This is a genomic window from Peribacillus sp. NPDC097264 (genome assembly GCF_050277925.1).
Classification (GTDB): Bacteria; Bacillota; Bacilli; order Bacillales; family DSM-1321; genus Peribacillus.
The window spans coordinates 285,122-311,268 of record NZ_JBNNSR010000003.1; the positions used below are offsets into that span (position 1 = coordinate 285,122).

A 26,147-nucleotide genomic window follows, 5' to 3' on the forward strand; every position below is an offset into this window, starting at 1 on the left:
GCAGCACCCACACTGATAGACTAATTTAGAAAGATCCAAATAATCAAATCATGACCTGTTAACTGCATTGCTTGCGTCAACCAGGTGAGAAGCGGGTGCCTCTTCTTTCCTCAAACCGTATTCAATTCACTTTAGAAATATATCATAAACACTGATGACTTGTCAAATACTTAATTCGTTTTAATTCGTTCGTTTTTCACAACAGAATTAATCTTATCAAACATTAGGAGATTTGACAATACATTTTCCTAAAGTATTTTGAATAAATAACATTCACCATCATACGACCACGTCGAAATGGGAGTGCTTCACTACATTCTCGAATTCATAAACCCATCTTTTGATTCACCGATGTTCAGGCCTACCATAGCCTGTCACTCCATTTCCTGCATGATCATCACCTGTTAGGATTTTCTTTTGCCTTTTTCTTTTTCTCAATCGAATCCCACGAAAATAGAGCGATCCAAAACAGCAGGACTGGGAAAATGGCATATTGTCGGTAATCATCCAACATCAATAAAACGATGACTAACAAAAAAGCCGGTGCAAATAAATAGGAAAATTTCTTTTTCATGATGTCACTCCTTATTCTTCGTTGTCTTTATCATGCCTTAATTAAAAGGGAGACACAACAATATGTGCCTCCCTTTTTTTGTTAACGACTCACTTCTGCTTTAATGGCTGAAACGAAGTCTTCGAAAGATACCGTTTCGGATTTTTGTTCGCCGTATTTACGGACGTTCACACTGCCTTCGTTTACTTCATTATCACCAACGACAAGCATGTAAGGGATTTTTTGCATTTGTGCTTCACGGATTTTGTACCCGATTTTCTCATCACGAGTGTCCAAATTAACACGGATGCCTGCTGCCTTCAGTTTATCTTGGATTTCTTTTGCATATTCAAGATGCACTTCAGGTGAGACTGGAATCACTTGTGCTTGGATTGGGGATAACCAAGTTGGGAAAGCCCCTTTGTATTCTTCGATCAAGTAAGCGACAAAGCGTTCCATGGTAGAAACTACGCCACGGTGGATAACGACCGGACGGTGATGTTTACCATCTTCACCGACATAGTTTAAGTCAAAACGTTCAGGAAGCAAGAAATCAAGCTGAACAGTCGATAATGTTTCGTCTTTTCCTAAAGCCGTCCGCACTTGGACGTCCAGTTTCGGACCGTAAAATGCCGCTTCGTCTTCCGCTTCGAAGTAATCAAGGCCAAGCTCGTCCATCGCGCCTTTTAACATGCTTTGCGCTTTTTCCCACATTGCATCATCGTCGAAGTATTTCTCAGTATTGTTTGGATCGCGGTAAGATAAACGGAATGAATAATCCTTGATATCGAAATCCTTATAGACTTCTAAAATCAGGTTCACGACACGTTTTAATTCGTCTTTGATTTGATCCGGACGGACGAAAATATGAGCATCATTCAATGTCATTCCACGTACGCGCTGCAATCCTGACAATGCGCCTGACATTTCATAGCGGTGCATCATGCCAAGTTCAGCAATCCTGATCGGAAGTTCCCGGTAGCTATGGATGCTGTTTTTATACACCATCATATGATGTGGGCAGTTCATCGGACGAAGAACAAGCTGTTCATTATCCATGTCCATCGCTGGGAACATTCCGTCTTGATAGTGGTCCCAGTGTCCAGATGTTTTGTAAAGGTCGACACTACCCATGACAGGTGTGTATACGTGGTCATATCCCAGGCGTTCTTCCTTGTCCACAATATAACGCTCAATCGTACGGCGGATTGTTGCACCTTTTGGCAGCCACATAGGCAGCCCTTGGCCGACTTTTTGTGAAGTCATGAACAGATCCAATTCTTTACCGATTTTACGGTGATCACGCTCTTTTGCTTCCTCTAAGAAACGTAGGTGGTCAGCCAAGTCTTCTTTTTTGAAGAAAGCCGTACCATAAATACGTTGCAACATTTTGTTCTTGCTGTCGCCTCTCCAATAGGCCCCTGCAATGCTTAACAGCTTGAATTCTTTGATCTTTCCAGTGGAAGGTACATGAATTCCCCGGCAAAGGTCAAAAAACTCACCTTGTTCATAAATCGTTACTTGCTGTTCAGCTGGAATCGCATCGATCAATTCCAATTTATATTCGTCGCCAATCTCTTTAAAACGGGAAATGGCTTCATCACGGGTTACTTCAATACGTGAGATTTCCAGGTTTTCATTGACGATTTTCTTCATTTCTTTTTCAATCGCTGAAAGGTCATCAGGAGTCAATGATTCCTCAAGATCGATATCGTAATAAAAACCGCCTTCGATGACTGGACCGACACCGAATTTAGCGTTTTTATAAAGACGTTTGATGGCTTGTGCCATTAAATGGGCGGTACTGTGGCGAAGAACTTCAAGTGCTTCCGCAGCATCTTGTGTAACGATTTCAATGGTACCGTCTTCTTCGATTGGACGTTTCAAATCATATAGTTCACCATTGAATTTACCTGCAATGGATTTTTTTCTTAGTCCTGGGCTGATGGATGCTGCGATGTCTTCAGTTGTTGTGCCTTTAGCAAACTCCTTCACCGCTCCATCAGGAAAAGATATTTTCAGTTGTTCTGACATTGTAGCTTCACTCCTTCTTTTAGTTACCATCCGTTTCAAGTTTCAGGGGGATACCAAGCAATTGCGCGGATTAAAACACAAAAAAGCCCGCCCCTGTATAAAACAGGGACGAGCTTAGTAATTAAATTAACCCGCGGTTCCACCCTCGTTCCACTCTGCTTTTCACGGCAAAGTGACACTTGTAACTAGATAACGGCAGCTTCCCGTCAGCTCATAGTCGCAAAAAAATTGCTTTCCGAACCGAAGTTTAAAGGTGGTAAGTGTTCTATGCTAATAGGAAGCTTACAGCCTGCTGGCTTCCCTCTCTGTAAATTGGCGACTAGAATACCCGTGTCCTCATCATAACTTTTTGTTTTTAATAGTATGTAGGAAATTATAATTCGTTATGCATTGAAAATCAAGGTTAAAATTAGGTTTTACCCAAAATCCCCAAGATAATCATTCAGTGGCCTGCTTAAAGGCTGAAAGCGGCAGGACGGTCGCCCTTTCCTCGAAGATTCGTGTCATCGTTTGAATCAGGCCTTCCTCCTTATTATCCGTATAAATATATAAGCTAGCCGGTGCGATGGATAAGAGTGGTGCCCAAAGGACCGTATCAAGAAAGAATGAAATATCGGCCAGCAACTTCCTGTCAATCATGCTTGTCAGTTTTCGGCGATCCATCCTGCCGAGCTCATGATCATAGAATTGAAACCCGTCATGATTGACAAGGTGAAGCCTTGGTACCTTCGATTCCTGTTCATGCAGGCAATCCCTGAGCATCGCAATGAAATTTTGGTAATCCTGCTCGAGCTTATATTCATCGATGGCCCGAACTGCATACTTTTCCAACGCATGCTGAAAAGACCTTAACCGAAAGGTAGTGAACGAATCGAATGAAAAAGACACCTTTCCCGCCAATATACTCTGAAGGCCTTCTTCGATCAATTGCTTTTCCCTACTGAATAAACTGCCTCCACATTCGGTGTTTTCCGCTTCAATGATGGAAGAAGCTATCTCGATGATGGCATCAATTTCTTCTTGTTCTCGATAGAAAAATTTTCCGATGATGATTTGTTTAAGAACAGGAAGCGTTTTTTCTTCAAGTAAAAAGGAATGAAATGTTTCACTGAGCAGTGTCAGCCATTTATCGGTTTTTAGTTTGGACATATCGATAACGAGACCTTGTTGTGGGGAAAATTCAATATATGGTTGAACTTCTGTCCCCAAAGGATGGACAGAAACGAAATTCAGCAGTTTTAAAGCTTCCGAATCATTTTGGAACGTAATTTGCACTACGACATCCCCCCTTCCCCCTTGCTTTACTTTTTTCATGTATATGGGAATAGGGGCTTATTTAGAAGTAAGATGGTGTGAAAGGGCAAAAAAAAGCAGCCTCTTTGTAGAGACCACCTTCCTTTACCTTCTGCGATTGATACCATCAAGCTTTACAGGTTCCGCTAAATATTGAATCCTCTCCAATACCCTTGCCGCTTTCACTTCTTCTTTCTCACCACGTTGGGAATAAGTCAAGTGATTCTCCAGACCCTTCATATCAAAATTGGAAGTGAAAAACGTCGGTAAATTTTCAAGCATTCTAAATTGTAGGATGGGCCCTATGACTTCATCCCGTCCCCAGCTTGTCATCGATTCTGCCCCAATATCATCAAGCATCAGGACAGGCGCCGTTTTGACCATCTCTATTTTCTCGTTGACGGTATTATCACCGATTGAACCTTTCAGTTCCCGTAAATAATCAGGAACATAGACGATCATCGAAGAGATTTGCCTTTGCGCAAGTTCATTGGCGATCGCACCCAATAAATACGTCTTACCAACGCCAAACTTTCCGTATATATACAATCCCTTTTGACGTTTGCCAGGCTCATATTCCATGATGAACGATATCGCTTTTCCTAGGACGCCTAACCGTTTATTTTCATCGTCCGTTTGTGAAAAGTCTTCAATCGTTGCCTTCAATATATCCTTGGGAACGTATAGACTGCGAATGAGCCTCTCCCGTTTCCGCTTCTCATCCTCTGCCAATTTCCTCGGACAGATTTCATAATTCAAATTAAGGGCCTTCCCTTGAACAACGAGCTTTGGATAATACCCATGCATCATATTGATGCACCCATCCAGGCTTGGACATCTATCACACTTGTTGCTCTGAGAAATGAATTCGTAAAGCTTACCTAAATTCTTATCGATCATTTCCTCTGTGACCGTTGAGCTATTGGCATTCAGAAAAAGACGCACCTGTTCATTTTCAAAGATTTCCTGCTTCAACTGTTCATACCGTTTCTGGAAATCACCCGTATTGGCCAGTTTATTAAGCGATCTATTAATCTTTTCCATCGTTTATTTCACCTCCAGCTTTCCACTGCTTCCACTTCTCTTGAAGCTCACGTTTTTGTTCACTCAGTTCAGGCTGTTCCGCTTTCTGTTCAGGCTGTTTCTCCTCGTCCTGTTCAAGCCAGTCCGGAACCACTTCTTCTCTGATCGATTTTTTCCGGCCGCCTTTGGCAACGTTCTTGCTTCCTTGTGCCCACTCTTGGTATTTCCGGTGTTCATTTTTAGCCAGTTCCATCGCTTCTATGACTGTGGAAACCTTCAATCGTGCCCAATGACCTGCCAGTTTTTCCACATATCCCTTTGTGAATTTCATGTCTGTCTTAAGCATAACGTATTCGATTAAAACATTCACGACTCCAGGATTCAGCTTCTGATTGATCATTACACCTTCCACCACTTTTAAATCACCACTGGTCGGTTCCGCTCCTCCGGATAATTGCATGAGCCGATCACGCGGGGAAGTAGTCTCCAAATGGCGAATAAGCTCTTGCTCCTGTGTTTTCGGTTCATCCTTTTGCGTCCGTTCCCGTATAGGCTGTACACGATTGATCAAGGAAGGCATGTCGGCCTGGCGTTCAATTTGGTACCAGTCCCTTGCCGCTTTCCGAAGCAGCTCTTCATCGATTTCATCGTCCAGCGTTACGGCATCCATTACTAGTTTTTGCATTTCAAGCGGATTGATGCCATATAAAAAAGCTAGTTTGGCGATGGTATTTCTAATTTTAGGCGTAAAGGCCTTCTTGGGTACAATCGAGCTCTTCATCCCAGCGAACAAAAGATCAAAATCAAACAAGCCATCGAACCCCGAAGGCTCGACACCGTCAGATTGATCGATAAATTGCTGTTTAGGCAATGGGTTCCATTCGTTTTTGGCTTCATCCGTAACATAGAGGGAATCTAGATGATCTGATGAAAAAACCTCTGCAAAGGATTTCGTCACATATTCAAACTGGTCCGTTGCAATCGTGTCCACACAAAAGAATCTCTTCAGCCGGTTGAATTGGACTTTTCCTATTTTTTTATATAAATAGATATTCAGCATGCCATCCGTGAAAAACTGCTGCGGGGATAGGGGCGGATTCAATTCATAGATGAATTCCTTCGTATCCCCTTTCGATTTCTTGTACACATTCAGCAATCCGATTCCTTCAAGTAAAAGACGTGCTTCATATATATCGCCTAATTTCAGGCCCATGGTATTCATCAATTGATAATGGGAGGAAGCCTCCGACCAAAGCCGGTTCTCCTCCAATTCGCTCCATAACGTCATGTATAGGCTAATACAGATCGGTCCAATAAGAGGTTGGTACAGCCGTGTCAGTATTTTCCGATCATAATCATGAAGCAGCCCCGCAGAGGACACCATGTACGAATCCGCGGGGAGCAGTTCCTGCCAATGCATTGACATCTTCATTCAAACCTTTCAAAAGATATAGTGAAAAAAGAGCCAAAGTAAATCTTCAGCTCTACTTTCTTTCTTTATTTATTAAATCTTTCAGTTCATCGATAAATACATTAATATCTTTAAATTGTCGGTATACGGAGGCAAATCTCACATAAGCCACTTCATCAACTTCAGCCAGTTGGTCCATCACCATTTCACCGACACTGTCACTTTTCACTTCCGAAATACCCTGATTGCGCAATTCCTTTTCTACATAACTCGTGATTTGTTCTAGTTCCTTCAATGGAACCGGACGCTTTTCACAAGCCCTGATTAGTCCACGCAGGATTTTATCACGGCTAAACTCTTCCCGAGTCCCGCCCTTTTTCACGACGATCAACGGCGTCTCCTCGACCTTTTCAAAAGTAGTGAATCGAAACCCGCATGCCTCGCATTCCCGGCGTCGTCGAATCGATTTACTTTCATCGACAGGCCTGGAATCGAGCACTCTCGTTCCGTTATATTGACATGATGGACATTTCATCATTACCAGCTCCGTATTTTAAGTGATACTCCTAATCAAACTTCCCTAAGGAATACTATTTTATCTTAATCTTATATAAAAGGGACAACCAGTACAAGTAAAAAGTGAAACTTCAAGTAAAGGATGTGTGTACTTACTATGTAAATGCCTGTTAATGGAGCTTTTCCATGAGTGAAGAATGGCCATTTCATGGCATCAAAAAAGAGATGCATATATAGCATCTCTTGTTAACCCGTTTATTATAAAACACCCATTTTAGTTTTTTTCATTTGCACGGGACCAAGTCCACGTGGAAGTTCAATATTCTCGCGCGTTTGTGCATTCAAAGCCTCCGCGATATAATCGGCTGCAATATTAGGATCTAAGTTGCCGCATGTATAAACATCAATGCTGGCATATCCATGTTCCGGAAAGCTATGAATGGTAAGATGTGATTCAGAGATAATGACGACCCCGCTCACCCCTTGTGGAGCAAATTTATGGAATGCCACCTCGCGAACCTCAGCACCCGATTTCAGTGCAGCATCGACGAAGATTCTCTCAATTAAATCAATATTGTTCAGTTTTTCAAAGTCACAACCCCAAAGTTCAGAAATGACATGTCTTCCCATCGTTTCCATCGTGTAAGCTGTTTCCATATTCTGTTCCCCCTTACATAATTAAAAATTCTGAATCCTTAATAACTACCACGGGGGAAAGTTAGTCCAAAGAGGTCCTAACCCTTTAAGTAGCCATTACGCAAACTCCCTTTTTAGGAAGTTCACGATTCATAGTATATAATGTATGGATTTCTTTTGCAACTGCATTTTGCATTTTTGGAAATTTAATCATTAATTGTTAATCTGACAGGACCAAGGAATTAATACCCAAGGTTCCGTACCTGTCCTAAACGTATCCATAAGAATAGCCCGTTAAACATATAACGGGCCTTTACTCTTATTTAACTGACATTTGAACTTCAGAAGCCTTTGTCAACTCCGAAGCTACCAATTTTACAAGATCGACTACTCGATTGGAGTAACCCCACTCGTTATCGTACCAAGCCAGAATTTTCACTTTTCTATCACCAATCATCATCGTCGACAGACCATCGATGATGGCAGAATGCGGATTGGTCTTGAAATCACTTGAAACAAGCGGTTCTGTTGTATATTCCATAATTCCTTTAAGCTCATTTTCTGAGGCATCTATGAAAGCCTGATTCACTTCATCGATTGTAACATCACGGTTTAAATCCACAACAAGGTCGACTAAAGAGACGTTCGGAGTCGGTACACGTATGGCCATACCATGAAGTTTGCCCTTCAATTGAGGCAACACCAATGAAAGAGCTTTAGCCGCCCCTGTAGTCGTAGGGATGATGCTTTCTGCAGCCGCACGGGCACGCCTTAAATCCTTGTGCGGGTTATCGATGTTATTTTGGTCATTCGTATAAGAATGGATGGTTGTCATCAAACCATTGTCTATGCCGAACTTTTGATCAAGTACTTTGGCAACCGGTCCAAGGCAATTAGTCGTACACGACGCATTCGAAATGACGAAATGCTTGTCAATTTCTAACGCTTCCTGATTTACGCCCATCACAATGGTAACGTCTTCATTTTTACCCGGCGCGGAAAGGATGACCCTTTTTGCCCCTGCTTCTAAGTGCATGGCGGCTTTAGAACGCTCATTGAATTTACCCGTAGCTTCGATTACAATATCTATATCCATCTCTTTCCAAGGCAATAGCTTTGGATCGCGATTATTTATCAGTTGTACACGTCGTCCATTCACTACAAGAGAATCATCTTCGGCAACGATTATGCCGTCAAACTTCCCATGAATTGTATCATACTTCAATAAATGGGCTAACGTTTCAGCGGGATAGCTTGCATTAATGGCAACGATGTCCAGACTCTCATCTACTATTGCCTTACGGAAAACCATTCTTCCAATTCTTCCAAATCCGTTAATCGCTATTCTTGAATTCATTTATCGGACCCTCCTGAATATATTAATGTTATACTTAATACCCTTCATATGTAATTAGTATAACACATTACTCTTGAAATGTGTTAATAAAAAAGCGGATTTCTTCCTTTTTCAAAACAAAAAGGAAGAAACCGTTAAAGTCCCTTCCTTTTCCACTCTATAGGATCTCCCATTTCTTAAGTATTTCAACAACCTGCTTTTTGGTTTCTTCTATATCGCCATTATTATCGACGATGGCATCCGCTAGTTCCTTTTTATCTTTCAAGGGCATTTGCGAATGGATTCTCGCTAAAGCGTCGGTTTCCGTCAACGCATTCCGGTTCATTAATCGCTCTAGTTGAACCGATTCATCCACGTATACCAAAAGTGTCCTTTCCACCATGAACGTCAGCTTGCTTTCGAACAGGAGTGGAATGTCCATGAATACCGTTTCCGCTCCAGCAGCAAGGGCCTTTTCCGTTTCTTGGCGCATCCAATTTCTCACGGCAGGATGTACGATACGATTTAAAAGCAACCTTTTTTCTTGGTCGTGAAATATGATCGAGCCTAACTTTGCCCGGTCGATCCTTCCATCAGACAATAAAAGATCTTCCCCGAAAGCCTTCACCACTTGTAGGTAGGCCTCTTCCCCAGGTTCCACGACTGCACGGGAAGCCACATCCGCATCCACTATCACGAAACCCAATTCTCTTAAATACTGACTGACACTACTTTTCCCACTGGCAATTCCACCAGTGATCCCGATGATTTGTCCCATAAGCTCCCCCTTTTCCCCGTTCTTTATAACTTGAATAATCCGATTAAAATCAGTAATACCCCCGGAAGAAAGGTCAGATGCTGCACGATTTTATTATTGGAAAGCAATTTGCCGGATTGAAGTCCGCTCCCGATAAAGATGAAGCTCATCACGGCAATGCAAAGTGCAAGAATGATTGGGGAAATCCCCATCATGGCAGCTCCCACTCCGGCACCGAACGCATCTAGCGATAACGCGAAGCCCAGTACAAGCGCCTCGATACCGGTAATCGTCCCTGATCTATCAAAATCGGCATTCATTGGTTTTTGTAAGATATTGATAGCCACTCCAAGTGATTTAATTTCAAAATTGAAGATGATTTTTTCGTGATATCGCTCATCATTCGTTTCCTTCTCGGGCCTAAAATATTGGTATACCATCCACGACCCCAAAAGTACGAGGATAATGCCCCCTGTTTTTTCTGCGGCCCCGACAGAGATAAGCTGACTGATGAATTCACCGATGACCATCGCAATACCCAAGCTCATTGCCGAACAGACCGATACGACAGCAATGGATTTCAAGGGTATTTTCACCTTGCGCATACCGAACGTCATGCCCACACCGAAACCGTCAATACTTACTGCAAAAGCAAGAAAAATAATTTGTAGCCACATCGGAATGAATGCTCCTTCCCATCTAGTTGCTACCCCAGTATATGGAAAGAGCCCATCCGATGTGTTTTATCAAATGATTACTTATTTGGCTGGCAAGTCGGGCATATATGTGTGCCCCGTCCTGCGACGACTAGCTTTTCTAACGGGGTACCGCAAATTTTGCAGTTTTCCCCTTTGCGTCCGTATACATTCAGTTCCAACTGAAACATGCCGATTTGACCTTGTGAGTTGACGTATGAACGTATCGTGCTCCCGCCTTTTTCCACCGCTTCGCTCAAAGTGGCGATGATTTCGGCATGCAGTTTTTGAATTTCTTCCAGTGTGAGGGTGGAAGCCACTCGTTCCGGATGAATGCCTGAACGGAATAAGGATTCGTCCACATATATATTACCGATCCCGACCACGACGGTTTGGTCGAGTAGAACAGGTTTGATCTTCCTGCTCGTTTTCGCAAGTTTTGCACGAAGTCCCTCGACGGTAAACTCTCCCGATAGTGGTTCAGGACCTAAATGCAACAGAGGCATTTGCTCCATTTCTTCTCCTTTACGAAATAGATGCATCGTTCCGAATTTGCGGACATCCCGATACCTAAGCTCACTGCCATCCGTGAAGGTGAAGATGACATGGGTATGCTTATCGTAAGGTTCCTCTTTCGAATGGACCCCGTATTTCCCTTCCATCCTTAAATGGGAGACCATCGCATAGTCGTCCATGTTGAAAATGAGGAACTTGCCCCGACGGCCAATGCTGTGGATCGTCTGACCCCTTAATGCATCTTGAAACTGTTCAACTGGCTCAGGTGCCTTTATAATTTTGGGCCAGAAGACGGAAACCTCCAGGATTTCCTTTCCTAAAACAAGCTGTTCCAATGTTCTTCTGACGGTTTCCACTTCAGGAAGTTCTGGCATTATAATCACCTATCTTCATTTATTTAGCATCAAACCATGTTGGTCCATATGCATAATCCACTTTGAGTGGAACGTTCAATTCAATCGCATTTTCCATTTCTTCCGGTACGATTTTCATCAGGATCTCGAGCTCCTCCGGTGGTGTTTCGAAAATCAATTCATCATGAACCTGCAGAAGCATCCTCGTTTTAAGCCCTTCTTTTTTCAGGCGTTCGTTCATATTGATCATCGCTAGTTTAATGACATCTGCGGCACTTCCCTGAATTGGGGTATTCATCGCTGTCCTTTCAGCAAAACTTCTGATATTGAAATTACGGCTCGTGATTTCGGGAATGTAGCGCCTTCTTTGCAGTAATGTTGTACTGTATCCGTTCTTACGTGCTTCATGAATACTTTCTTCCATATAATCCTGCACACCTGGGAAGCTTTTGAAGTACCTCTCGATGAACTCCCCAGCTTCCTTACGTGTTATCCCAAGACTTTGAGAAAGTCCATAGTCACTTATTCCATAAACGATTCCGAAGTTTACGGCTTTAGCGTGTCTACGCATATTTGATGTGACTTCCTCGGAAGGCACATGGAATACATCCATTGCCGTCCTTGTATGAATATCCATCCCGGCCCTGAACGCTTCAACCAATCCACTGTCATTGGCGATATGCGCCAATACGCGGAGCTCGATTTGCGAATAGTCGGCTGCGAAGATAATCCAATCCTTTTCGGAAGGAATGAACGCCTGTCTGATTTTCCGACCTTCCTCTAGACGAATCGGGATATTTTGCAAGTTAGGGTCCGTTGAACTAAGGCGGCCCGTTTGGGTCAACGCCTGATTGAATCGGGTATGCACCTTATCCGTTTCCTGGTTCACCACTTTGAGCAAGCCCTCGATATAAGTCGATTGCAACTTGCCCAATTGCCGGTACAACAGGATTTCCTTTACGATATCATGCTGGCTTTCCAGTTTTTCCAGTACATCCGCTGACGTGGAGTAGCCCGTTTTCGTCTTTTTGTACACGGGGAGCTCCAATTTTTCAAATAAGATTACCCCGAGCTGTTTCGGGGAATTGATATTGAAGGCTTCCCCGGCCAAATCGAAAATTCGTTCCTCAATGCTTCTTAAGCGGACAGCCAATTCCTGTCCCATCTTTTTCAGCCTTCCGATGTCCACCTTTACGCCCTGCCACTCCATATTTGCTAGGATGATGGACAATGGCAGCTCAAGGTCCGTTAACAAATCGTATTGTTCGAACTCACGCAACTTTTCGATCATCGGTTCTTTCAATGCAAAAATGCCCTTCGCTTTTCTGGCAATATGCTCACTAAGTTCTGCATCTCCAGGTATCTTCCGCTTTGCCCCTTTTCCATAAAAGACATCATCGCTCTCTAGCCGCACAAGCCCTTGCGTTTTCGTGATTTCCGCCACTTCATCTACAGACTCTCCGGGATCCAAAATATAGGAAGCTAGAAATACATCAAAATCAATGCCTTTTATATCGATTCCACGGTGGCGCAGAAGTACAACCGTACGCTTCGCATCAAAGACCGTTTTCTTTTTGGTATCATCCTCCGCCCATGTTTTGAATACTTCAGATGTCAGTACGGTTTCACCCGGGAAATAAAAATGTCCATGTTCATTACTGATGGAGATACCCAGGATTTCTGCACGATGGTAGTTATCCTCAAGAATTTCAATGTATAGGGCATTCTCATCGGCAAGCATATCCATTGTCAATTCTGAACCCGTCTGAACATGGATGTCTTCCTGTTCTAGCGGTTCCCCTCCTGATACGTCAAGTTTTTCCAGAAGAGTCGAGAAACCTAACTCTTTATAAAAGTCAATGACCTTTTCCTGATCCATTCCGTTATATTCCGTTTCGTCCACACCCACTTCAATGGGAGCTTCTCGTTTGATTGTCGCAAGCTCCTTACTTAGTAGCGCAAGGTCTTTATGCTCCTCGATCTTTTCTTTTAACTTCTGGCCGCTAACCTCATCAATCGATTGCAGCAGGTTTTCGACCGTTTCGAATTGATGTAGCAATTTAAGTGCCGTTTTCTCGCCCACACCGGGGATGCCTGGGATATTATCGGATGCATCGCCCATCAATCCTTTAAGATCAATGATTTGCACGGGGGAAAGGCCATACTTTTCATGGATATACTTCGGTGTATACTCCTCGATTTCAGTGATGCCCTTCTTCGTAATTGAGACGGTCGTGTTTGGCGAAGCTAATTGTGTTAAATCCTTATCCCCGGAAATGACCTTCACCTCGAACCCATCTTTCTCGGCCTGAAGGGAAAGCGTTCCGATAATATCGTCCGCTTCATAATTTTCCAGTTCGTACCGTTTTATTTGAAAGCAATCAAGCAGCTCCCTTATGAAGGGGAACTGTTCAGATAGTTCCGGTGGCGTTTTCTGACGGCCACCCTTGTATTCCTTAAAGGACGCATGTCTAAACGTCGTTTTGCCGGCATCAAAGGCCACGAGTATATGGGTCGGCTTTTCTTCCTCCAGAATGCGATTGAGCATCATGGTGAAGCCATATACAGAATTCGTATGGACCCCTTTGTCGTTATTCAAAAGCGGAAGCGCAAAAAATGCGCGGTAAGCTATGCTATTTCCATCTATAAGTACTAACTTTTTATTCAAAATTGTCTTCCTCCAGTCACACCCGTTTTATGTAGGTCGGCTTCTATTAATCACACAAAAAAACCGTTCATCGTCTCTTTCCATTCTACCATGAGTGGAAGTGGAAAGAAAAATGAACGGCTATGCTGTTATTTAGTATTTCCCATTAACAAGCTTGCGTACGGCGAGTCGGATGGTAAAATGATAACCGTTTGATTACCGACCGTTTTTTTGTAAGACTCCAGCGTCCGGTATAGTTTATAGAACTCAGGATCCTTGGAGAATGATTTATTATATATCTTGGCTGACTCTCCTTCTCCTTCAGCACGGATGACTTCTGCATCAGCTTCCGCCGATGAAAGCATTTCCTTCACTTTTCGGTCAGTGTTTGCGATGGTCCGGTTTTTCTTCGCATCCCCTTTTGAAAGATATTCCTGCGCTTTACTTTCCCGCTCGGATATCATCCGCTTATAGACCGACTCCTCATTTTCAGCAGGTAAATCCGTCCGTTTGATACGAACATCAGTAAGACTGATTCCATAGTTGTCCTTCACTAACAGTTCATTGACCTTATCTGTGATGCGGTCGTTCAAGCTTCCCCTCGATGATTTCTCGTTGATGATTTCATCATAGTTCAGCTGCCCCAACTCTGAACGGACCGCAGAATAGATGAACTCTTCCATCCTTGTTTCGGCGTTTTCCAGTGTTCTCGCATTGGTGATCAATTTTTTCGGGTCTTCAATCCGCCAGACCGCATAATTATCGATCAACATCCTTTTTTTATCTCTTGTATTGATTTCTGCCTCGGATACATCGGAGCTCATTTGATACTTGGGCAAGGTCACAACGCTTTGAATGAATGGCACCTTGGCTTTCAGTCCTGGTGTTTTATCAATCCTAACCACTTCTCCAAATTGGCGGACGACTTTGTATTCCCCTTCTTTGACAATATACACATTAGTGAAGATGATCAGCATGAGGATGATAAAGATGATGAAGAATATCCCTATTTTCACATAACCTCTCCAATGAAAATCGCCCTTTTTTAGCTCATTGAAATCAATCACTTTTCCACTCATGGCTGGGTGCCCCCTTTCACTGCCGACTCTTCGTTATCCGGTGCTTTCGCTTCTTCTTCCTCAGGGACAGGCACCGTTTTCGTTTCTTCTTTTTCTAATGGGCGCAGCGGTAGATACTTCATTGTATTTCCGTCATCGTTCATGATATAAATATCGGCATTCGGCAATACCTGTTCAAGAGTCTCAATAATCAGACGGTCCCGGGTGATATCCTTATTGCCTTTATATTCACTATATAGCTTTTCAAATACTGCCACATCACCGCGGGCCGCTTCCGTACGGGCCGCTTTATCGCCGTTCGCTTTTGAAATAAGGGCATCTTTCTCCCCTTCCGCTTCATTAATCCTTTTGTTCTCGTATTTATTGGCTTCATTGATTTTCGTATTCGCCGTCTCCCTGGCATCCGTTACGTTCGTGAAAGCTTTACGCACTTCTTCGTTGGGCAGCTCGACATCCTGCAGTTTAACCGCGGAGATGGAAATGCCCACGTCATATTTCTTCATCAATTCCGACAGCAATTCACGAACATCCGCTTCAATTTTCGCCTTACCGGAAGTGAGGGCATCGTCGATTTTCGTACTTCCGATGATGCTCCTTAAAGACGCGGAAGTCGTATCATATAAAATCTTCTGTGGATCATCCGAATTGAAGAGATATTTAGGAGGGTCGGTAATTTTCCATTGTACCACCAAGTCAGCCAGTACAATATTCTCATCACCTGTTATCATCTTGGTCTCTCTCGGATACTCCGTTACTTTTCCTCCTTCTTCCTTATACCCGAATTGGAGGCTGAATGTTTCCTTGGATAGTTTATGGACCGATTGAATCGGCCAAGGTAATTTAAAATGAAGACCTGGCTCTGTTATCGTCTCCTCCACCTTACCAAACGTCATAATGACGGATTGATCTGATTCATCCACCGTATACCAGGTGGAAATGGCGACCACTCCAAGTATTATAATAAGTAAAACAAGTCCCGTTACCGTATAAATCCTTTTTAAGCTTACGATATGTATCACCCCTTCTATTTGGTGTTATATCTTATTTACGCAAAGAAGGGACCAAAGTTTCGTAAAATTGAAAATTTTTAACAAGTCAGCAATGACTCCCCATTTTCAGACAGAAAAAGGCAGGGACTAAAATGTCCCTGCCTTACTTAACTCCTTGGATGAGGGGTTGTACAATCATTGTACCCCTCCATTATGAAGCTTGTTTAAAGGAAGTGTAAAGCCTGTGTAAACTCTACCTATTCCCTTTCAATTTTTTATTCAATGTGACGGTGAATGTCGTGCCGGTACCCGGTTTACTCTCTACGTTAATTTTGCCTTTGTGAACTTCCACAATATGTTTGACGATGGCAAGTCCAATCCCGGTTCCACCTGAATCTCGGCTCCTTGCCTTGTCGATTCGATAAAATCGTTCAAAGATTCTCGGAAGCTCTTTCTCCTCAATCCCGATTCCATTGTCCTGCACGATCACATCCACGGTTTGTTCCTTCTCCGCAACCGTTACAGTCACAATCCCACCATTTGGTGTATAAGCTAAGGCATTGGTAATCAAATTGATGAACACTTGTTTGATCCGATCTGATTCCCCTTCAATAACCACTGAATGCGAAGGCACTTTGACTTCGAGTGAGATTTCTTTTTTTCGTAGTTTACCCATGAGCATTTCCTGAATTTCTTTAAGGATGGTAGTCATATCTACCTTGTCCGTTTTCAGGACAAATTCCTGCTGTTCCATTTTGGATAAATTAAGAAGTTCCTGAATGAGCTCTTGAAGCCGATCGCTTTCGTTTAAAATGATCGATAAAAAGTGCTTTAAGGTTTTCTCATCCTTCCAGGCCCCATCCAGCAATGTTTCCGAAAAGCCTTTAATAGAAGTAATCGGTGTCCTCAATTCATGAGAGACATTGGCAACAAAATCCTTCCGCATTTGTTCCAGTCTTTTCAGTTCAGTGATGTCATGGAAAATAAGCAGGATTCCCTTCCATTCATCATAATCACCGATAATGGGAGCTCCATAGATTTCGAAATGCTTTCGTTTAAGGGCAAGCGGAATTTTCACCTGACGTTTTATCGTTTTTTCCGTCCTGAAAATCTCTTCTATTAGAGCTATGACTTCTTCATCCTTTATCACAGAATAATAGTCTTGATATAGGAATGTATGCGAATCTACATCAAAGGTTTTCTTGAATTCCCGGTTGATTAGCGTTGTATATCCTTTGCTGTCAATTAACAGCACACCACTCCCCATATTTTCGACGAGCGTTTCCAAACGATCCTGGTTCATTTCCCTCGCCATTTCGGTTTCTTGGAGGTTCCTTGCCAGGATATTCAACGAGTTCGTCAACATCCCCGTTTCATCTGAATGTTGCTCGAATTTTCGGGTACGGTAATTTCCTTTTGCCAGGTCAATCGCTGCCATTGTGGCCTCTTCAATCGGCCGGGTGTAATAGGAAGTGATTTTACTTGCCAGCATCAGGATGATGATCAAGGCTGCACCCAAGCAAATGACCAATATGCTCCACATTTGCCGGTTGACTTGTTGAATTGCCTCGATTTCATTACTATGGATGACAAATCCTTCAATCTCGCCATCCTTTTCAACGGCGCTCCAGTAATAATGAAGGTCCGAATCCCCCTCCACCACTTCATAGCCTTCACGCTGCTCCCCCGTTTTTTCAAGGGTGATTTTCTGAAGGACTTCTGCATGGCTATCAAGCAACTCATTTGAAGAGGACGAATCATATAAAACCTCTCCATCTGTCGAAAGAATGGTTAAGTTGGATTCAAGCAACGGCGTTAGTTTCGACGTTTTACCTTTTTCCAAAAAGGAGGTGATACCGCCATGCTCTTTAATATATGTAGAAATGAAAAACGTTTCATTTTGAATTCGTTCGTTGAATGTTTTAATATAATAGCTTTTGAAAAGATGGCCCAACAAAAAACCAACGGCCATCAGTACGACCATCACCAGCGTGATGAGGGTAAATAGCAGTTTCTTACGGTAGGTCGTCATTCTCTTTTAGGCTCCTCGAACTTGTAACCCAAGCCCCTTATCGTTTTGATATACAGAGGTTTTTTTGTGTCTGATTCAATTTTCTCCCTCAGATGGCTGATATGGACATCCACGATACGAGAATCTCCGGCAAAATCATAATTCCACACCGTGCTCAATAATTGATCCCTCGTTAACACTCTTCCTTTATTCTTCACGAGGTATAAAAGTAATTCAAATTCCTTTGGAGTCAATTCTAGTTGATTCTCCTCGAAATAGGCTTCATAGCGTTCAGGAAAGATCTTCAAGTCGCCTATTTTCAGTGAATCATTCTCTGGATCATCATTATTTTCAGTACTATTAGAATGCTGTGATCTTCTTAGTATCGCTTTAATCCGGGCAACTACCTCACGTGGGCTAAAGGGCTTCGTTAAGTAATCATCTGCTCCTAATTCCAGGCCAAGCACCTTATCAAATTCATCATCTTTAGCTGTTAACATCAAAATCGGGATATTTATTTTCTGTTGGCGAAGCTGTTTACACACTTCAAGCCCATCCAATTTGGGTAGCATTAAATCCAATACGACCAAATCAGGACAAAGCTCAACAGCTGCCTGTAAACCTTCTTCCCCGTCCAATGCTGTAATTACAGAGTAACCAGCCTGCTCTAAATTGTATTGAAGTAAGGTAACAATTGATTGTTCATCATCCACTACGAGAATTTTCTTTGACATTAGATCCTCCTGAATTATGTATTACCCTTAAGACATGCTTTTGTCTACTCATCCAATTCTATTATAAAGAATATTATCTGTAATTCACACTTAAAATTCTCTCGTCCTCCCAAAATCACCAATTCCTTTTACTGCCTCAAGTAAGGTAAGGACGAAAAATCCGGGTCGATACATAAAAAGACCACCTGATAGGTGAAAGGAACACAAGCATTCCTGTCACGTTTCGGGCAGTCTTGTTATGAAACGGATGAGTTATTGTAAGATTTTCATGACTGCTTTAACGGAATCGACTGATTTCGAAAGGGCAGCTTTTTCAGATTCCGTCAATTCAAGTTCGATGATTCGTTCAATTCCATTGGCACCTAAGACCGTAGGCACACCAAGGTAGATGCCTTCGAATCCATATTCACCTTCAAGGTAGGCGATTGATGGAAGAACGCGATGTTGGTCTTTCAGGATTGCTTCCGCCATTTCCACAAGGGATGCCGCAGGTGCGTAATAAGCGCTACCATTGCCAAGTAGGTTGACGATTTCCCCGCCGCCAGTACGAGTACGGGCAACGATTGTGTCTAGACGGTCTTTTGGTATTAATGTTTCCAAAGGAATGCCTCCGGCGTATGAGTAACGTACTAAAGGCACCATGTCGTCACCATGCCCACCCAGGACGAAACCGGTTACGTCCTTAACCGACATATTCAATTCTTGAGCGACGAACGTACGGAAACGGGCAGTATCAAGCACGCCCGATTGTCCGATTACTCGTTCTTTTGGAAAACCCGATTCTTTGTAAACCGTATAAGTCATTGCATCTACTGGATTGGTTAAAACGATGATGGTTGTATGTGGAGAGTATTTGACCACTTCTTTCGTTACAGCTTTCATGACTTTTTGGTTCGTCTGAACTAAATCATCACGGCTCATGCCTGGTTTGCGGGCGATCCCGGCAGTGATGATGACGACGTCTGAGTCTGCTGTATCTGAGTAGTCGGAAGTGCCGATGATAGAGGCGTCAAATCCTAGGACAGGACCTGCTTCAGCCATATCAAGTGCCTTACCTTTTGTAGGGTTTTCTGATTGTGGAATATCAACTAAAACGATGTCACCGAGTTCTTTTTGAGCGGCAAGGAATGCTGCGGTAGCTCCAGTGAATCCTGCACCAACTACTGTAATCTTTTTACGTGTAGACATGTTAATTCCTCCTTAAAATATGCAAATATTTCGGAATACTTTTAACATCTGTATACATAATTATACGCCTCCCGGAAAAGGAGCTGAAGTCAGCTCTTTTCCTGAAGGCGTCATTAGTAAAAATTAAAGGTTTTTGATTAGCTCGTCAGCGAACTCAGAACATTTAACTTCTTTTGCACCTTCCATTAGGCGGGCAAAGTCGTATGTAACAACTTTAGAAGCGATTGTTTGTTCTACTGATTTAGTGATGCTGTCCGCAGCTTCATTCCATCCAAGGTGTTCAAGTAAAAGAACGCCTGAAAGAAGAACTGAAGATGGGTTAACTTTGTCAAGACCAGCATATTTAGGAGCAGTACCGTGAGTTGCTTCGAAAATAGCATGTCCAGTTTCGTAGTTGATGTTAGCTCCTGGAGCAATACCAATTCCGCCAACTTGAGCAGCTAGTGCATCAGAGATGTAATCTCCGTTTAAGTTCATTGTTGCAACAACGTCAAACTCTCTTGGACGAGTTAGGATTTGTTGTAAGAAGATATCGGCAATAGAATCTTTAACGATGATTTTGCCTTCAGCTTCTGCAGCAGATTGTGCTTTGTTAGCAGCTTCTGTTCCTTCAGCTTCTTTGATTTGATCATATTGGTTCCAAGTGAACACTTTGTCAGCGAATTCAGTTTCTGCAACTTCATAACCCCAAGTTTTGAATGCGCCTTCCGTGAACTTCATGATATTACCTTTATGAACAAGTGTTAATGATTTACGGCCTTCTTTGATTGCATAGTTAAGTGCAGCGCGAACAAGACGTTTTGTACCTTCTTCAGAAATTGGCTTGATACCAATACCAGAAGTTTCAGGGAAACGGATGTTTTTAACACCGAACTCAGTTTGCAAGAAGTCGATAAGTTTTTTCGCTTGGTCAGAACCTTTAGCATATTCGATACCAGCATAGATGTCTTCAGTGTTTTCACGGAAGATAACCATGTCAGTGTCTTCAGGACGTTTTACTGGAGAAGGTACACCTTCGAAGTAACGTACTGGGCGTAGACATACGAATAAGTCTAATACTTGGCGTAATGCTACGTTCAATGAACGGATGCCGCCACCGATTGGAGTTGTAAGTGGTCCTTTAATAGCGATTAGATATTCGTTGATGACATCAAGAGTTTCTTGTGGAAGCCATTCGCCTGTTTGGTCAAATGCTTTTTGTCCAGCTAAAACTTCTTTCCATTCAATTTTCTTTTCGCCATTGTATGCTTTTTCTACAGCTGCGTCTAAAACGCGTACTGCTGCTGCCCAGATATCAGGACCGATTCCGTCACCTTCAATGAAAGGAACGATTGGATTGTTTGGTACGTTAAGAACACCGTTAGTAACTGTGATTTTTTGGCTTTGTGTCATGTCTCTTTACCTCCGATTCAAATTCAAAGGCTAGTTGGTCTGCCTTATAATTCTTGGCAGAACCACTAACCTCGTTTACTCACATCTTTTAATTTACTACAAATCCGATGAAATTAAATATAAATTTTGAAAAAACTTTTATTTATTCAAAAATTTTATCGATTTTCAATCGGAATGTACTTTTGCATACCTGGTCCAACATACTCTGCACGTGGACGGATAAGGCGGTTGTTTGAATATTGCTCAAGGATATGAGCGATCCAACCTGATGCACGGCTAACAGCAAAGACTGGTGTGAATAGGTCATGCTCGATACCTAGGCTGTGGTATACAGAAGCTGAATAGAAATCTACGTTTGGCGGAAGATTTTTTTGACCAGTCACGATTTCGTGAATTTTAGTCGACATTTCATAATATTGAGGCTGACCAGTAAGCTCAGTCAATTTTTTAGACATTTCTTTAAGGTGTTTAGCACGTGGGTCACCTTTACGGTATACACGGTGGCCAAAGCCCATGATTTTTTCTTTGTTAGCTAGTTTTTCGTTGATATAAGGCTCAACGTTTTCTACTGAACCGATTTCTGTAAGCATTTTCATAACTTGTTCGTTAGCTCCGCCATGAAGTGGGCCTTTTAATGCGCCAATGGCAGATGTAACGCCAGAATAGATATCAGAAAGAGTAGCAACGCAAACGCGTGCAGTGAAAGTAGAAGCGTTTAATTCATGGTCAGCATGTAGAACCAATGCTTTGTTGAATGCTTCTTCTTCGATTGCAGTTGGCTCGTTACCACTTAACATATATAAGAAGTTAGCAGCGAAGCTTAGATCTTTACGTGGTGCAACCGCTTCCTTACCTTGACGGGTACGGGCGAAAGTTGTTACCAACGTTGGGATTTTAGCTTGGATGCGAATGGCTTTACGATAGTTAGCTTCTTCACTCATTACGTCAGCTTCTTCATCATATAGACCAAGAAGTGATACCGCTGTGCGAAGAGCACCCATTGGATGTACTTTATCAATTGGGTATGTTTTGAAATGATTAACAACTTCTGCAGGAAGTTCTGCGTTTTCAGCTAGTTGTTTAGTTAATTCAGCTAATTGGCTTTTGTTTGGAAGAGCTCCATGCCATAAAAGATAGATTACTTCCTCAAAAGTGGCATTTGTAGCTAAATCATCGATATCGTACCCAACGTAAGTTAGTGTATCGTCGATAATCGAGCTTACGGATGAAGTGGTTGCTACCACACCTTCTAGACCTTTTGTTGCTGTCATATAAAATCTCTCCTTTTTCTAAAATTCCCCTATATCCTTGCTCATTACGTATAAATATAGCGCTTCCAAGAGTAAGCTATCCTACCCAACCATCTATTTTTTAGCTGAAGACATGCGTCACCCATCGATAAGTATTCACTGATGTGAATGCCAATCAAAGGAGCATGCACGACCTTTTACAATCGCTTATACGAATTCTAAAAATTAATGCTTGTAGCTTCGCTTCCTAGTGAGCGCTTGCTCAAATAACTACACTCTTTTTTTAGATCATCAGAAACTACTATTTCTAAATCCTAATATAATGACTCGGAGTAGTTACAACATTATTATAAACAATAATCACTTTTTTGGGAATGAAAAGCGCTTAAAATATGAAAAAATTATTATTTCATTAGAAAAATCTCTATTCCTAATCCACCTTTTTTTTCAGCTTTTTCCACCACATTCTTACAAAAAAATGAAATGAAGCAGAATAAATCTAACATAGAAAAGAAAAAAAGATTCCAGAAAAATTAAACAATTACTATTCATTCCCTGTGTCAATTATTTAAAAAAATCAAAAATCTGCATGCATAAATAAGCGATTCCAGCACCAATCAACGGACCTACAGCCACACCTTTGAATAATGCGACGGCTAGAATCGTCCCAAAAACCAATGCGGTTGTAATATGTGGATCGTGAGAAAGCAAGGTAATTCCATTTTTCGCAATCAAGGCAACAGCTATACCAGAAGCCAGCGCAATCCATGCATAGGGCGATTTAATCGCATCCCCTAGTTCCTTGAAGCCAATCGCTCCATTAGCAATAGGGATGAGCACTGCAATCGTAATGATCGTAACGCCTAGGTTGATTCCCTTTGCTTCTAAATAAGGGAACACTTTGGCATCAAGACCAATGATTTTCATGAGTAAAAGAAAACCTGCTGCGGCAATAAGGGATGTGTTTTTCCCAAACCAACCGATTGCCGCAAGTAAAATTAAAAACACGACCGGGCCGTTTATCACTTCTCCTCCTCCTCTTTCCTTTTTGTTATTTTAACATAACAAACCGTCTGTTTACCTTTGTCAAAACCCATGATATTTATTTGGCTACCAATAGAAATAGTTCAGATTGGATCCAAAAGGAACTTTCCTTTCTTTACCATTGTCGTTACAATTATAATACAATGTAGCCGTTAGAAGGAGGGAATGTCTTGAATCCTGTTTACATCTACCGTTTCATTCGTTTCATATCAGTCATCGGAATCATCATTTTGGGCGGGATTGCCTTATTTTATTTATCTAAGTATACGTATCCATTCATTATTGCCATGATCATTGCTTTCTTGATGAACCCCCTTGTGACTTTCTTCGAAAAGAAAGCTCACTTGCCACGAGGACTTGCTGTATTTGTCTCCCTATTACTCATTTTCCTTATTTTCGCCGGACTCATCACCCTATTAGTTACCGAAATCATATCAGGTACTAATTACCTTGCGGGTGTGATACCGGAACATATCGAAACCATCGTAGATTACATAGAAACGCTCATTGCCACCAAGATCATTCCCCTATATAACCAAACCACAGCCATGTTCAATACATTAGATCAAGATCAGCAGGACACCATCCTAAAGAACATCCAAAATATTGGTGAATCCATCACTACCGGGGTCAGCGGTTTCATTCAGGCATTCCTGAAAAACATCCCCGCCATCATCGGCTGGTTTCCAACGACGGTGACAGCACTACTCTTTACCCTACTGGGCACTTTCTTCATCAGCAAAGACTATGACCGTTTCGGACGAATGACGGGAAATGTATTGCCAAATAAACTATTTTCCGGGGCCAAACGTTTATTCCGTGATTTAAAACGAGCATTATTCGGATTCATTCGCGCTCAATTCACTCTAGTTTCATTAACGACCGTTACCATTTTAATCGGATTTCTTATATTAGGGGTCAAGTATTCGATTACCATCGCTTTAATTTGCGGCTTAGTCGATATCATTCCTTATCTGGGTACAGGAACCATCTTCATTCCATGGATCATCTTCGAATTCATCTCTGGGAATACCAGTCTTGCCATCGGGCTGTCTGTGCTTTACATCATCGTTGTTGTCCAGCGCCAACTAATTGAACCAAAAGTTCTTTCTTCTAGTATTGGCTTGGATCCACTTGCTACTCTCATCGCCTTATTCATTGGTTTTAAATTAATCGGGTTTCTTGGATTGATCGCCGGGCCAGTAGCCCTAGTCATATTCAATACCCTTCAACGTGCTCATGTCTTTCAAGCCATTTGGTCGTACATCATGGGACCGGATACGAAAAAACCTACTCCAAACAAATTTCTTTAGAATCAAAGAAAAATCCGCCCGATATTCGGGGCGGATTTTTTCTATCTATCTCTTATTTTGATGTTTCGAATTGTTCAGCTTCAGTAGAACCAGCAAGTGCTGTTGTAGAAGAAGTTCCACCAGATACAACCTGTGCCACTTCATCGAAGTATCCAGTTCCAACCTCGCGTTGGTGACGAGTTGCCGTATAGCCGTCCCCTTCACTAGCGAATTCTGCTTGTTGAAGTTCTGAGTATGCTGCCATTCCACGGTCTTTGTATCCAAGAGCAAGGTTAAACATGCTATGGTTCAATGAATGGAATCCAGCAAGTGTAACGAATTGGAATTTGTAACCCAGTTTCCCTAATTCGACTTGGTAGCTCGCAATTTCCTCATCACTCAATTTCGCTTTCCAGTTAAACGATGGCGAGCAATTGTATGCTAGTAGTTTTCCTGGGAACTCAGCATGAATCGCTTCAGCAAAACGACGGGCATCTGCAAGGTTCGGCTCGGACGTTTCACACCAGATAAGGTCAGCGTACGGTGCATAAGCCAGGCCACGAGCAATCGCTTGGTCAAGTCCCGCTTTCGTGCGGTAGAATCCTTCTGGAGTACGTTCGCCTGTGATGAATGGGGCATCGACTGGATCGATATCATCCGTGATCAAGTCAGCGGCGTCAGCATCCGTGCGAGCAATCAATATAGTCGGTGTTCCCATTACGTCTGCAGCCAAGCGGGCAGAAATCAGGTTACGTACGGCAATTTGTGTTGGAAGAAGCACTTTCCCACCTAAATGGCCACATTTTTTCTCGGAGGAAAGCTGATCTTCAAAGTGAACACCGGCAGCTCCAGCTTCGATCATCCCTTTCATTAGTTCGAAAACATTAAGGGCTCCACCAAAACCTGCTTCCGCATCAGCTACGATAGGGGCAAACCAATCGATATCGTCTTTTCCTTCAGCAAAGCTGATTTGATCGGCCCGTTGCAGTGTTTGATTGATGCGTTTAACGACTTGTGGTACAGAGTTTGCTGGGTATAAGCTTTGATCCGGGTACATCTGGCCAGCGATATTCGCATCTGCAGCCACTTGCCAACCACTTAGATAGATGGCCTTTAAACCCGCTTTTACTTGTTGCATCGCTTGGTTACCAGTCAATGCTCCTAGTGCATTGATGAAATCTTCTTGTTTCAGGAGATTCCATAGTTTTTCAGCTCCCCGACGCGCTAAGGTGTGCTCGATGTCAATGGACCCTCTTAATTTGATAACTTCCTCAGCTGTATACGTGCGTTTAATTCCAGTCCATCTTGAATCATTTTCCCAGCTTTGTTGTAATTGCTCTACTCTTTCGTTCGTCATTATATTTTCCCCCTAATAGTTTATAGTACGTTCATAATTGA

The 26,147-nt window shown here is 42.4% G+C and carries 22 protein-coding genes and 1 other annotated feature (1 of these 23 cut by a window edge); of the genes, 1 reads left to right on the forward strand and 21 read right to left on the reverse strand.

The features are described 5' to 3' along the window. Nucleotides 1–113 (reverse strand) — a sequence feature (ribosomal protein L20 leader region) (it extends 24 nt beyond the left edge of the window). A 284-nt stretch (nucleotides 114–397) separates the two neighbouring features. From ACQKL0_RS06695 to ACQKL0_RS06790, 20 genes are all read right to left on the reverse strand, one after another. Then, nucleotides 398–574, reverse strand: a complete 177-nt coding sequence (locus ACQKL0_RS06695) for a hypothetical protein (protein ID WP_402874436.1) — start codon at nucleotides 572–574, stop codon at nucleotides 398–400. Between the two features lie 81 nt (nucleotides 575–655). Beyond that, nucleotides 656–2,587: a threonine--tRNA ligase gene (gene thrS, locus ACQKL0_RS06700; protein ID WP_402874433.1), complete on the reverse strand. Its 1,932-nt coding sequence runs from the start codon at nucleotides 2,585–2,587 to the stop codon at nucleotides 656–658. 438 nt (nucleotides 2,588–3,025) lie between these two features. Next, nucleotides 3,026–3,862 (reverse strand): sporulation protein YtxC, encoded by an 837-nt coding sequence (gene ytxC / locus ACQKL0_RS06705; protein ID WP_402874430.1) that lies wholly within the window; start codon nucleotides 3,860–3,862, stop codon nucleotides 3,026–3,028. 123 nt (nucleotides 3,863–3,985) lie between these two features. Continuing rightward, complete coding sequence (gene dnaI / locus ACQKL0_RS06710) at nucleotides 3,986–4,924, reverse strand: primosomal protein DnaI (protein WP_402874427.1); 939 nt, start codon at nucleotides 4,922–4,924, stop codon at nucleotides 3,986–3,988. Then, nucleotides 4,911–6,329 carry a replication initiation and membrane attachment family protein gene (locus tag ACQKL0_RS06715; protein ID WP_402874424.1) on the reverse strand — a complete coding sequence of 473 codons (1,419 nt, stop codon included), beginning with the start codon at nucleotides 6,327–6,329 and terminating at the stop codon, nucleotides 4,911–4,913. Before ACQKL0_RS06715 ends, dnaI begins: the two co-directional genes overlap by 14 nt. Nucleotides 6,330–6,387: 58 nt before the next feature. Continuing rightward, on the reverse strand, nucleotides 6,388–6,849 hold the full coding sequence (gene nrdR / locus ACQKL0_RS06720; RefSeq protein ID WP_402874421.1) for a transcriptional regulator NrdR: 462 nt from the start codon (nucleotides 6,847–6,849) through the stop codon (nucleotides 6,388–6,390). 239 nt (nucleotides 6,850–7,088) lie between these two features. Further along, a complete protein-coding gene (speD, locus tag ACQKL0_RS06725; RefSeq protein WP_427686807.1) occupies nucleotides 7,089–7,469 on the reverse strand; it encodes an adenosylmethionine decarboxylase in 381 nt (126 codons plus the stop codon). Nucleotides 7,470–7,785: 316 nt separating this feature from the next. Beyond that, nucleotides 7,786–8,823 (reverse strand): glyceraldehyde-3-phosphate dehydrogenase, encoded by a 1,038-nt coding sequence (locus ACQKL0_RS06730; protein ID WP_407408206.1) that lies wholly within the window; start codon nucleotides 8,821–8,823, stop codon nucleotides 7,786–7,788. Between the two features lie 157 nt (nucleotides 8,824–8,980). Next, nucleotides 8,981–9,580: a dephospho-CoA kinase gene (coaE, locus tag ACQKL0_RS06735; RefSeq protein WP_402986579.1), complete on the reverse strand. Its 600-nt coding sequence runs from the start codon at nucleotides 9,578–9,580 to the stop codon at nucleotides 8,981–8,983. Between the two features lie 23 nt (nucleotides 9,581–9,603). Further along, a complete protein-coding gene (gene ytaF / locus ACQKL0_RS06740; RefSeq protein WP_402874414.1) occupies nucleotides 9,604–10,236 on the reverse strand; it encodes a sporulation membrane protein YtaF in 633 nt (210 codons plus the stop codon). Nucleotides 10,237–10,313: 77 nt separating this feature from the next. Further along, nucleotides 10,314–11,144 carry a DNA-formamidopyrimidine glycosylase gene (gene mutM, locus ACQKL0_RS06745; protein ID WP_427686748.1) on the reverse strand — a complete coding sequence of 277 codons (831 nt, stop codon included), beginning with the start codon at nucleotides 11,142–11,144 and terminating at the stop codon, nucleotides 10,314–10,316. A gap of 19 nt (nucleotides 11,145–11,163) precedes the next feature. Next, nucleotides 11,164–13,791, reverse strand: a complete 2,628-nt coding sequence (gene polA / locus ACQKL0_RS06750; protein ID WP_427686750.1) for a DNA polymerase I — start codon at nucleotides 13,789–13,791, stop codon at nucleotides 11,164–11,166. Between the two features lie 128 nt (nucleotides 13,792–13,919). Next, entirely contained in the window at nucleotides 13,920–14,849 is a 930-nt protein-coding gene (hflC, locus tag ACQKL0_RS06755; protein WP_402874405.1) for a protease modulator HflC, read from the reverse strand. Then, nucleotides 14,846–15,859 carry an FtsH protease activity modulator HflK gene (hflK, locus tag ACQKL0_RS06760; protein ID WP_427686809.1) on the reverse strand — a complete coding sequence of 338 codons (1,014 nt, stop codon included), beginning with the start codon at nucleotides 15,857–15,859 and terminating at the stop codon, nucleotides 14,846–14,848. Before hflK ends, hflC begins: the two co-directional genes overlap by 4 nt. Before the next feature lie 232 nt (nucleotides 15,860–16,091). Then, the gene (gene pnpS, locus ACQKL0_RS06765) at nucleotides 16,092–17,870 is read right to left on the reverse strand and encodes a two-component system histidine kinase PnpS (RefSeq protein WP_402986586.1); all 1,779 of its coding nucleotides are present in this window, start codon (nucleotides 17,868–17,870) and stop codon (nucleotides 16,092–16,094) included. Beyond that, nucleotides 17,867–18,583 carry a response regulator transcription factor gene (locus ACQKL0_RS06770; protein WP_402874401.1) on the reverse strand — a complete coding sequence of 239 codons (717 nt, stop codon included), beginning with the start codon at nucleotides 18,581–18,583 and terminating at the stop codon, nucleotides 17,867–17,869. The genes pnpS and ACQKL0_RS06770 overlap by 4 nt, the downstream gene beginning before the upstream one ends. Before the next feature lie 252 nt (nucleotides 18,584–18,835). After that, on the reverse strand, nucleotides 18,836–19,771 hold the full coding sequence (gene mdh, locus ACQKL0_RS06775) for a malate dehydrogenase (RefSeq protein WP_402986588.1): 936 nt from the start codon (nucleotides 19,769–19,771) through the stop codon (nucleotides 18,836–18,838). 123 nt (nucleotides 19,772–19,894) lie between these two features. Further along, complete coding sequence (gene icd / locus ACQKL0_RS06780) at nucleotides 19,895–21,163, reverse strand: NADP-dependent isocitrate dehydrogenase (protein WP_402874397.1); 1,269 nt, start codon at nucleotides 21,161–21,163, stop codon at nucleotides 19,895–19,897. A gap of 155 nt (nucleotides 21,164–21,318) precedes the next feature. Next, nucleotides 21,319–22,434 (reverse strand): citrate synthase, encoded by a 1,116-nt coding sequence (citZ, locus tag ACQKL0_RS06785; protein ID WP_402874394.1) that lies wholly within the window; start codon nucleotides 22,432–22,434, stop codon nucleotides 21,319–21,321. A 543-nt stretch (nucleotides 22,435–22,977) separates the two neighbouring features. Further along, complete coding sequence (locus ACQKL0_RS06790; RefSeq protein ID WP_402874391.1) at nucleotides 22,978–23,439, reverse strand: DUF441 domain-containing protein; 462 nt, start codon at nucleotides 23,437–23,439, stop codon at nucleotides 22,978–22,980. Nucleotides 23,440–23,627: 188 nt separating this feature from the next. Here ACQKL0_RS06790 and ytvI point away from each other — a divergent pair, with 188 nt between their 5' ends. Beyond that, nucleotides 23,628–24,770 (forward strand): sporulation integral membrane protein YtvI, encoded by a 1,143-nt coding sequence (gene ytvI / locus ACQKL0_RS06795; RefSeq protein WP_402957716.1) that lies wholly within the window; start codon nucleotides 23,628–23,630, stop codon nucleotides 24,768–24,770. Between the two features lie 52 nt (nucleotides 24,771–24,822). Here the strand turns inward: ytvI and aceA are convergent, their stop codons facing one another. Beyond that, nucleotides 24,823–26,106 carry an isocitrate lyase gene (gene aceA, locus ACQKL0_RS06800; protein ID WP_427686754.1) on the reverse strand — a complete coding sequence of 428 codons (1,284 nt, stop codon included), beginning with the start codon at nucleotides 26,104–26,106 and terminating at the stop codon, nucleotides 24,823–24,825. Nucleotides 26,107–26,147 lie beyond the last annotated feature (41 nt).